Annotated in this window: 7 protein-coding genes and 1 riboswitch; of the genes, 4 read left to right on the forward strand and 3 right to left on the reverse strand. The window is 68.2% G+C overall.

Going from position 1 to position 10535, the window contains the following annotated elements; translation table 11 throughout:
• The 3 genes from RTO53_RS17615 to RTO53_RS17625 all read right to left on the reverse strand — a co-directional run.
• On the reverse strand, positions 1 to 334 hold a 334-nt coding region (locus tag RTO53_RS17615; protein WP_312239017.1), incomplete at its 3' end, for a PLP-dependent transferase.
• A complete protein-coding gene (locus RTO53_RS17620; protein WP_312239018.1) occupies positions 331 to 1362 on the reverse strand; it encodes a homoserine O-succinyltransferase in 1032 nt (343 codons plus the stop codon). The genes RTO53_RS17615 and RTO53_RS17620, both read right to left, overlap by 4 nt.
• A gap of 78 nt (positions 1363 to 1440) precedes the next feature.
• Positions 1441 to 1561: riboswitch (SAM riboswitch) on the reverse strand.
• A gap of 90 nt (positions 1562 to 1651) precedes the next feature.
• Positions 1652 to 4609, reverse strand: coding sequence for an autotransporter outer membrane beta-barrel domain-containing protein (locus RTO53_RS17625; protein WP_312239019.1), 2958 nt, complete (start codon positions 4607 to 4609; stop codon positions 1652 to 1654).
• A 158-nt stretch (positions 4610 to 4767) separates the two neighbouring features.
• Here RTO53_RS17625 and RTO53_RS17630 point away from each other — a divergent pair, with 158 nt between their 5' ends.
• The 4 genes from RTO53_RS17630 to RTO53_RS17645 all read left to right on the forward strand — a co-directional run.
• Positions 4768 to 5661, forward strand: coding sequence for a M23 family metallopeptidase (locus RTO53_RS17630; RefSeq protein WP_312239020.1), 894 nt, complete (start codon positions 4768 to 4770; stop codon positions 5659 to 5661).
• A gap of 75 nt (positions 5662 to 5736) precedes the next feature.
• On the forward strand, positions 5737 to 7341 hold the full coding sequence (locus tag RTO53_RS17635; RefSeq protein WP_312239021.1) for a peptide chain release factor 3: 1605 nt from the start codon (positions 5737 to 5739) through the stop codon (positions 7339 to 7341).
• 84 nt (positions 7342 to 7425) lie between these two features.
• Positions 7426 to 8067 carry a hemolysin III family protein gene (locus RTO53_RS17640; RefSeq protein WP_312239023.1) on the forward strand — a complete coding sequence of 214 codons (642 nt, stop codon included), beginning with the start codon at positions 7426 to 7428 and terminating at the stop codon, positions 8065 to 8067.
• A 548-nt stretch (positions 8068 to 8615) separates the two neighbouring features.
• Positions 8616 to 10535: AsmA family protein (locus RTO53_RS17645; RefSeq protein WP_312239022.1), on the forward strand; the 1920-nt coding region annotated here is incomplete at its 3' end.

Consider the following 10535-nt stretch of genomic DNA (forward strand, 5'->3'; position numbering starts at 1 on the left):
TGCCGCCGTAGGCATCATGCGGCACCACCAGCGTATCGCCGGGCTGCAGCAGCGCGTTGAGCACCAGGTTGATTGCGCCCATGCCGGTGGAGGTGATCACCCCGCCCGCGCCGCCTTCGAGTTCGGCCAGTGCTTCGCCAAGCAGGTCGCGCGTGGGATTGCCGCTGCGCGTGTAGTCGTACTGGCGCTTGTTGCCGAAGCCATCGAAGCTGAAGTTGGACGACAGCACGATCGGCGGGGTCACCGCACCGTGGGCGGTGTCGCGATCGATGCCGGCGCGCACGGCGGCGGTGACGCGGCTACAGGACGGCTCGGTACCGGTGGACAGGCTCATGCGGTTTCTCCCAGGGAACGGATGGCGGTGGCGAGGATCGCGTCGATGCGATCGGTTTCTTTGAGGAAGGCGTCGTGGCCGTACGGCGAGCGCAACACGCGCAGGCTGCCGCGCGGGCCCAGACCTTCGACCAGGCCGACGCAGTCGGCCAGCGGCACCAGGCGGTCGCCTTCCACGGCCACCACCACGGTCGGCACGTGGAGGGCGGTCGGGTCGACGCGGTGCAGGTCGATCGATTCGGACAGGCGCAGGTAGGCATCCACCGCGGTGCGCGCCACGTACTGCGCGCCGGCGGCATCGAGGTAGTCCTCGGCGGCCACGCGCACCCGGCCATTGACCACTTCCGGTGGGGCGTCGAAGCGCTCGCCGAATTCCTCCGGCGTGCGGTAGCTGAGCATCGCGAACTGCCGCGCCAGCGCCAGCCCATGGCTTTCGGCGCATTGCAGCTGGCCGAGCGCGACCGCGCGGCGCTGCAGTGCGCGCCAGGCCGAGGCATAGGGATGCGGACGGTGCGCGCCGCTTACCGCGACCAGCTTGAGCAGGCGCTGGCGATGACGGATGGCGAACTGCTGGCCAACCAGCGCACCGTAGGAATAGCCGACGAAGCACAGCAGTTGCGCAATGCCCAGATGATCGAGCAGCAGCGCCAGCGCATCGGCCTGGTCGGCGGTATCGATCGGCAGGTCCAGTGCACCGTCGGCACCGATGAAATCGAAGGCGAGGATGCGCTGCTCGGCCGGGTCCAGCGCGCGGCCGGCGGCGACCAGCCCTTCGGCCCAGCCCTTCTCCGGGAATTCGGCATTGGCGGCCACGTGCCGATGCGCGGAGATGCCGCCGGCCAGCACCACCACCGGTGCGCCCGCACGGCCGACCAGCTCGTAGCGCAGGCGGACCGGACGGGCGCCGGCGTGGCGCATCGACAGCACCGCGGCGACTTCGCCGCGCACGGCGTTGGACCCGGCGTCGAGCGGGACACTGATCGGTACGAAGGTATCGGTGGCAACAGCGGTGGCGGTGGCGAAACCCATGGCGGTATCCAAAGTAGGAAAACGGCCATCGAGCTTTCGCGGAGCTCGCGTTCGAAGCGCACGCACGGTGCACGGTTCGAACCATCTTTCGGAAGACAGCCACGGTCTCCGCAGGATTTGGCACCTACGCAGGTCGCTTTCGCGTCTGCGGGCTGCCCCGGCTTCAAAGGGCCTGTCCCTCTGCCGGTCTCGATGGTGGAGCCACGATGCCAGCCCGCTCCCGCGATGTCAATCCTTTCATCAGGATGAAGCGATATAGTTTTTTGTCATCAGCCGCGGCCCTGCGGCGCTACCAGCGGTAGCGCAGACCCAGTTCACCGGACTGCTGCTGGAATCCGTCGGCACCGCGCTGCAGCGACAGCTGGCCCGCACCGCTCCAGCCCGAGGCGAGGGCCAGCTCGAACCCGATCTGGGCCTCGTAACGGTCCTGCGGCCGCGCCGTGGCAAAGCCCACCTCATCCAGGGTCAGCGCGGTGGCACGGCTGTCGCGCAGGGCATTCACGCCGATGAACGGCCGCACGCGTACCGGTCCGGTGCTGTCCAGCCATGCCAGCCGAAGCCCCACCTCACCGCTCCACACCGCCTGGTCCAGGCCACCGATGATCGTGCCGTTGGCTTCGCCATGGTCGTCGCCGCGCAGGCGCGTGTAGGTGGCCTGGACGCGTGGCTCCAGCAGCAGCGCGCCGGTTTCAGAGGCCGCCAGGCGCCAGCGGTAGCCGCCTTCCAGCGATCCGGCCCAGGTCCGGGTGTCGTAGCGCTCCGGCGCCGCGTCTTCGCCGTTCACCCGGTTGCGGTAGCGGCCGGCCTGCACCCAGCCATCGGCGAAGCCGCCGGTGCCATCCGCGTTGCCCTGCTCCCACAGCCCATACAGCCCCGCGGCAACGCCCTGCACGTGCCCGCGCGCGGTGTAGCCGGTCAGCAGCGAAGCCGTGCTGGCCGTCGCCACGCCGTGCGCCGCCATCACCCCCCATGCAGCCCGGCCGTCGCTCGCCGTCCACAGGTCCGACCCGATACGCACCACCGAGCGTTCATGCGACGCCGACAGTTGGTCCGCCTGCCGCGGCAACCGGCCCTGCTGGCCTTCCACCCGCATCCAGAGTCCACGTTTGCGCGCGCCATCGGTGCGACCGGTCCCGACGCCGGTCTGCCCACGCAGCGAGTACTGGAACAGGTCGATCGCCGCCGTCGTGTTGGCCAGGTACGCGGCCAGTTCCGGGCGGTAGATCGGCGTAGGCCGACACACCGGCAGGGTCGGATCCTGCTCGCAGACCGGCGGCGGGGGCCGGCACACCGGCAGCTCCGGATCGGCCAGGCAGGGGTCGGTCGGTGGCGGGCAGCCCGGCAGCGCCGGGTTGGCATCGCAGGGATCCGGATCCGGCGGCGGGGTGCAGCCCGGTCCGGTGGGGTCGCTGTCGCAGGGGTCCGGCGGCGGCGGCACGAACTCCGAGCGCAGGTACCAGTTGCCGTCGGCAACGGTCGGCCGGCCCTTGAACAGGAAGTACTCGTACGCTCCCCCGACGGCACGACCGGCCAGTGCGAAGCGACCGTCGGATGCACCGTCCACCTGGACCACACGGATGCCTTCGGCGGTGAGACCGCCCGTACCACCGGCGTTGTCGACCTGCAGACCGAACGCACCGCGGGTATCGCCCACCACGTGCAGCAGATCGCTGGGCGAACCGTCGCCGCCGAGCCGGGAGTGGATCGCGAAGGTACCGGTGCCGGTCAGGTCACCGTCCACGCGCAGCGTCTTGAAGCCGCCGCTGGCCGGTGCGGAGAACGCCACGCTGCCGCCATCCAGGTGCAGCGCCTGCACATCCGAACCGGCGGTGAGCTGCCAACGGCTGCCGCTGGCGATGGACAGCGCGGACACGGTGCCGGTCGTCGCACCGGTCCAACGCGACGCGTTGCCAAGCGCCACCGTGGTGGCCGCTGGCAACATGCCCGGCGCTACGCCGGGCGCGAAGCCGATGTCCCCGGTAGCCTGCACCGCACCGTCCATGGTCAGCGTGGTAGGGGCTGCACTGGCCTGGTCGAACAGGTGCCCGTTGCCGCCGCTTGCCTGCGCGCCTGCCGAGAGTGTGACCACCCCGCCATCGCTGCGGAACGCGCCGTACTGCGTGCTCTCCAGGCTGCCCCCTGCCATGTCGAAACGGCCGGCGACCTCCGCGCCCCAGCTGCCTGCCCCGGACGCCTGCACGCGGGTATCGTCGAGCTGGAACACCCCCGCGGCGGTGGTCATGCGCAGTGCGGAGGCCGCGTCACCCGACGATGCCAACCGCGCGCCACTGAACACAGCGCTGTCGTCGGCGGCAATCACCGCCGGGGCGACGCTGTCGATGCTGCCGCCGGTCATCGTCAGCTGGGTCGCGTTGTCGAGCTGGATGCCCGGCGAGCCCTGGCCCGAGGTGCGGATGCCGACCGCGTTCAAGCGCAGCGTGCTCAGCGTAGGGTTGAAGACCAGCATACTGATGCCGGCCGCATCATTGCCGGTGGTGGTGATCGACCCACCGGCAATGTCCACCGTGGCGCCCGAGCGGACGCCGACGCCGTAACTGCCGTCGCCTGCCGTCTGCAGCGTGCTGCCGCTGACCAGGACCACAGCGTTCAGGCTGGTACTGAGGGCGGCAGCGACGTCTCCCGTGGTCCGCAGCTGGCTATCCATGACACGGGTAGAGGTACCGCCGGCAACGACAGCGATGCCGCCCGGTGCGCTGGTGACCACCGTGGTACGGAGCAGTGACAGCGTGCCGTCGTTCGTAACGCCATACCCTGAAGCAGCCATCACAATGGTGCTGTCGGTGACGGTGCCGATACCGTTGGTTCCGATGAAGATGCCAAATCCCTGCTGCTGCATCTCGATCTGCGTGCCAGTGATGCGTACCTCGCCCCCGAACTGCGTCTCTACCCCGATGCCGGATGTCCCGGTCACCACGATGCGGCTGTTGGCAAGGTCGACCAGGCTGCCCTCGCCAAACGCCAGTACGCCGCGGGCGGGACCGTTATCCGCTGTCGCGATCAGCAACGAGTCGCGCCCGGTGATCGAGCCGCCCTGGCCGAACGCACGGAACACTTCGGCCGTGGAGGAGGTGTAAGTTCCCGGTGGAACATCCAGATGGACGCGGATGGCCACCTGCGGGTTGTCCACTGCCGTTGCCTGGAACACCCAGCAGCACAGCAGCGCCACCACCTGCGGACGGACCTGCAACACGCGGACCTGCGGACGGGCACGGGCATCAACGTTCATGGACATCCCTCACAAGGGGGCGGGACCATCGCGGGCACGGCGGTGCAATGGGACGATGCGCGCAGCGATTCGTCCCGTCAATCACCCGTGTCGCCACTGCCCGCTTCCCCGCGCACGCGCGCTTCCGTACAGTCGCCCCACTTCATCGGATCCCCGCCATGCGCCGTTTCCTGCTGCTGCCCCTGATGCTGCTTCCGCTCACCGCCCTCGCCGGCCCCGCATCGTCCGCGCCATCGTGGCGCTCGGGCTGGGGCCTGATCGAGCAGGCCAACACCGCAGCGCCGGCCAACACCGTCGATGCGGGCATTGCCACGGTCACGCTGGAGGGGGGCGGCAGCCGCTGGCAGGCACGGGTGGACAACCACCTGCTCGGGCCGGTACAGATCGCGCTGCGGCAGCCGGCCGGCGCCACCGCGCTGCCGGGCTTGCCGCTGCAGAGCGTGCTGGCCGGGTCGGCCAGCGTGGTGGTGACCCGTCTGCAGCTGCCCGCCGACGTACCGCGCCTGGACCTGCTGCTGGACGCCGTGCCCGGTGACCCCACCGCCCATCCACAGGACGTGGCCTACCAACTGCCGTTCGACGCCAGGCGCTTCCAGGTGACCCAGGCCCCACAGGGGCATTTCAGCCACACCGATGCCGAAAACCGCGATGCCATCGATTTCGCCCTGGCCGAGGGCACCCCGGTGCTCGCCGCGCGCGCGGGGCGGGTGATGCAGGTGCAGGGCAATTTCACCGCGAACGGCCGCGACCCGGTACGCGACCGTACCCGCGCCAACTTCATCCGCATCCTGCACGAGGACGGCAGCATGGCTGTCTACGCCCACCTGCAGGCCAATGGCGTGCTGGTGCGCAGCGGCCAGCGGGTCGAGACCGGCCAGCGCATCGGGCTGTCGGGCAACACCGGTTACAGCACCGCCCCGCACCTGCACTTCGTGGTCCAGGCCAACGGCGGCATGCAGTTGCGCTCGCTGCCGGTGCGGATCGTCACCGCGCAGGGCGAGCTGCATTTCGCCCGCGAAGGCGATCCGGGCGACCCCACGGCCGTGCCCTGACCCCGGCCACGCCCGCCCCCGCTATACTGGACGGCTTATCTCCATGAAAAGCGCCCCGGGCGGGCGCGTCACGCCATGTCCGAAGTCGCCAACGAAGCCGCGCGCCGCCGCACCTTCGCCATCATTTCCCATCCTGACGCCGGCAAGACCACGCTGACCGAAAAGCTGCTGCTGTTCGGCGGTGCGATCCAGATGGCCGGGTCGGTGAAGGGCCGCAAGGCCGCGCGCCACGCCACCTCCGACTGGATGGCGCTGGAAAAGGAGCGCGGGATCTCGGTCACCTCCTCGGTGATGCAGTTCCCCTACGAAGGCAAGATCGTCAACCTGCTCGACACCCCCGGCCACGCCGACTTCGGCGAGGACACCTACCGCGTGCTCACCGCGGTGGACTCGGCGCTGATGGTGATCGACGTGGCCAAGGGCGTGGAAGAGCGCACCATCAAGCTGATGGAAGTGTGCCGCCTGCGCGACACCCCGATCATGACCTTCATCAACAAGCTCGACCGCGAAGGCAAGGAGCCGATCGACCTGCTGGACGAGGTCGAGAGCGTGCTGGGCATCCAGTGCGCCCCGGTGACCTGGCCGATCGGCATGGGCCAGCGCCTGAAGGGCGTGGTCCATCTGATCAGCGGCGAAGTGCACCTGTACGAACAGGGCCGCAACTTCACCCGCCAGGATTCGACCATCTTCCCGTCGATCGATTCTCCCGGCCTGGCCGAGAAGATCGGTGAGCGCATGCTGGCCGACCTGCGCGACGAGCTGGAACTGGTGCAGGGCGCCAGCCACCCGTTCGACGCGGAGGCCTACCTGGCCGGCAAGCAGACCCCGGTGTTCTTCGGCTCGGGCGTGAACAACTTCGGCGTGCAGCCGCTGCTGGACTTCTTCGTCGAGCACGCACCGTCGCCGCAGCCGCGTGCCACCACCGGCCGGGTGATCGCGCCGGAGGAGAACAAGCTGACCGGCTTCGTGTTCAAGATCCAGGCCAACATGGACCCGCAGCATCGCGACCGCGTGGCCTTCATGCGCGTGTGTTCGGGCCGTTTCGCGGCCGGCATGAAGACCTTCCACGTGCGCACCGGCAAGGAAATGAAGCTGGCCAACGCGCTGACCTTCATGGCCAGCGATCGCGAGATCGCCGCCGAAGCGTGGCCGGGCGATGTCATCGGCATCCACAACCACGGCACCATCTCCATCGGTGACACCTTCACCGAAGGCGAGGCAGTGAGTTTCACCGGCATCCCCAACTTCGCCCCGGAACTGTTCCGCCGCGTGCGCCTGCGCGATCCGCTCAAGCTCAAGCAGCTGCAGAAGGGCCTGGCCCAGCTGTCCGAGGAAGGCGCCACGCAGTTCTTCCGCCCGCTGATGAGCAACGACCTGATCCTCGGCGCGGTGGGCGTGCTGCAGTTCGACGTAGCGGCCTACCGCCTGAAGGACGAGTACGGCGTGGAAGCCACCTTCGAGCCGGTCAGCGTGACCACGGCGCGCTGGGTCACCTGCAGCAACGAGAAGAAGCTGGAAGAGTTCCGCGAGAAGAATGCCGGCAACCTGAGCATCGATGCGGCCGGGCAGCTGGTGTACCTGGCACCGACGCGGGTCAATCTGCAGCTGGCGCAGGAACGCGCGCCGGACGTGCGCTTCGCCGCTACGCGCGAAGCGGCACACAGCATTTCGGTCGACTGATACGGCGTCTGAACAGGCGCGCGTGCATGCGCGCGCCATCGCGGCGATGATAGGGGGAAGCGGGTCCCCCTCCCCGTACCGTCGATTGCCATGACCACAGTTGCCTCCGTACGTGAAGAAATCGCCAGCGCGCTGACCCACGGGCTCGGCGCGGTGGCGGCGCTGGCCGCCAGCGCCGTGTTGATCACCATGGCCGCGATCTATGGCGACGGCTGGCAGTTGGCCAGCGCGATCGTGTTCGGGGTGGCGTTGCTGCTGCTGTACACGGCCTCGACGCTGTACCACGCGATCCAGCACCCGGTGGTAAAGGGGCGGCTGAAGGTGTTCGATCACTGCGCGATCTATCTGCTGATCGCCGGCACGTATACGCCGTTCACGCTGATCGGGCTGCGCGGCGGTCCGTGGGGCTGGGGCATGTTCACCGCGATCTGGGTGCTGGCCTTTGCGGGGGTGATCTTCAAGCTGTTCTTCACCGGTCGCTTCAAGCTGCTGTCGACCATCATCTACATCGCGATGGGCTGGATGGTGATGGTGGCGATCAAGCCGATGTGGGCCTCGATCGATGGCTGGACGCTGGGCTGGCTGCTCGCCGGCGGGCTGTCCTATACGTTGGGCACCTATTTTTACCATCGCGAATCGATCCGCTATTCGCACGCGATCTGGCACCTGTTCGTGATCGGCGGCAGTGTCTGCCACTTCGTTGCGGTGACTGCGCAGATTCTTTGAGGGTGTTGCTTTTTTTTGGGGCAACGTTTCAAGTCGAGTTCAACTGCGCGGAGCCGGTTGGCCGGTTTTGTCGGGCCGGGCTGGACCGGGTCGGTGTGGGTGGGTTGGCGGGACACGCTGCAAGTACGTCCCTGTAAGCTCGCGTGTGCCATCCATGGCACACGACGGTCCCGCCAACCCACCCACACCGCCCCCTGACAGTTGTGCGGCGCGTTTGGCAACGGCGGTGGAGCGAGGCGGTGCAATTGCCGTTGTGTGGGGGTGGGAGAGAGCATGCCGACCCAGGGGTCGGCACTGAGCGAGGCTGCGGCTGCGGCTGCCCATAGCTGCCCCCCAACCCACGTTCGCCCCGAAAGCTTCGGCACCCATGGAAAAGGCAGCCACGCATGGCGTGGCTCTACGGTCTTTGCTGGCGCACCGGGGGCCTGGCGGGGGGGCAAGGCCGTTGATCCTTATCCTGATCTTGACCTTGATCCCAACCTCCAAACCCCCACCCTGACACCATCCTTACCAAGACTTCGCGTTGCCTGCACGATGAACAGGCAAGGATGCAACGTGTGAATACCGTCGACTCCCCCGCCCCATCCCCTGCCCCGCGCCGTTGGCGCTGGCGGCGTCCCGGTAAGCGTGGACAGCGCTGGCTGGCGCTGCTGGTCTTCCTGTTCGCCGCGCTGCTGCTGCTCATCGCCCTGTGGGACTGGAACTGGTTCAAGGGACCCGTCGAGCGCGCCGTACAGGCCAAGACCGGCCGCGAATTCCATATCAATGGCGACCTCGACGTCGACCTTGGCCGCACCACCACCATCCGCGCCGACCGCCTCACCTTCGCCAACGCCGCGTGGGCCAAGACCCCGCAGATGGCCAGCGCCGACCGCGCCGAGATCGCCATCCGCGTCTGGCCCCTGCTGCGCGGCCAGGTCCACATCCCCGAAGTGCGCCTCACCCGCCCCGACCTCCTGCTCGAAACCGGCCCCGGCAAGGACACGCCCGGCAACTGGGATTTCCTTGGCCCGTCCACCGGCAACCCACCGCAACTGCAGCGCCTGTTGATCGATGACGGCCGCCTGCAGTTCCTCGATGCCGCCGGTCGCACGGATGTGCTGGTCGCCCTCAACAGCGGCAAGCCGCGCACCGCAGACAGCGCCCCGCCGTTGCTGGTGAAGGGCAAGGGCCGCTGGAAGGGCAACCCGTTCTCGCTCGATGGCAACACCGAGTCGCCGCTGGAACTCACCAACAGCGATCACCCCTTCCGCATCCACCTGGATGGCCGCGCCGGCGGTACCCACGCCATCGCCAGCGGCACGCTGACCAACCCCTTCGCACTGCGCGTATTCAACCTGGAGCTGATGCTCAGCGGCGAGGACATGGAAGACCTGTTCCCGCTGATCGGCGTGGCCATGCCGTCCACGCCGCCGTATCGGCTGAAAGGTCGCCTGAAGCGCGACAACGACATCTGGCGCTATGAGAATTTCACCGGTACCGCTGGCGACAGCGACCTCGGTGGCACCGCGCAGATCGATGTCGGTGGCGACCGCCCGTTCCTGAAAGCCGATCTGGTGTCCAAGCGCCTGGACTTCGACGACCTGGCCGGCTTCATCGGCGCACCGCCGAAGACCGGCGCCGGCGAAACCGCCAATGCCGAGCAGAAGGCCAAGGCCGCCGCCCTCGCGGCGCGCGCGAAAGTCCTGCCCGATACGCCCTACAACCTGACCAAGCTGCGTGCGATGGATGCCGACGTGCGCTGGAAGGCGCAGCGGATCAACTCGCCGGTGTTGCCGCTGGACGACATGGACGCCCACCTCAAGCTGGACGATGGCCTGTTGCGACTGGAACCGCTGAACTTCGGCGTGGCCGGCGGCGATATCCGCAGCACCATCCGCATGGATGCGCGCAAACCCACCATTTCCACCCAACTGCAGGCCAGCATCCGCAAGGTGCAGCTGGGCAAGCTGATGCCCGATTCAAAACTGGCCGAACAGGCGTCCGGCGGGATCAGCGGCGACGTCAACCTGGCCGGCACCGGCAACTCCGTCGCCGCCATGCTGGGCAGTTCCGACGGCAACGTCGCGCTCGGCATCGGCCGTGGCCACGTCGGCAACCTGGTGATGGAACTGGCGGGCCTGGACGTGGCCGAATCGCTGAAATTCCTGTTCACCGGCGACAAGCAGATTCCGCTGCGCTGCGCCTTCGGCGATTTCGGTGTCAACAACGGGGTGATGACGTCGCGCGCTCTGGCCTTCGATACCACCGACACGCTGATCATCGGCGAAGGTACCGTAGACCTCAAACAGGAGCAGCTGGACCTGCTGCTGCGCCCACGCCCGAAGGACGTGAGCATCCTCGCGCTGCGCTCGCCATTGCGCATCGGTGGCACGTTCAAGGATCCTTCGTTCCGCCCCGACTTCAAGGCCCTCGGCCTGCGCGGTGCCATCGCCATCACCCTGGCCACCATCACCCCGCCGGCCGCG

This window comes from Stenotrophomonas sp. (assembly GCF_031995405.1).
Lineage (GTDB): Bacteria > Pseudomonadota > Gammaproteobacteria > Xanthomonadales > Xanthomonadaceae > Stenotrophomonas.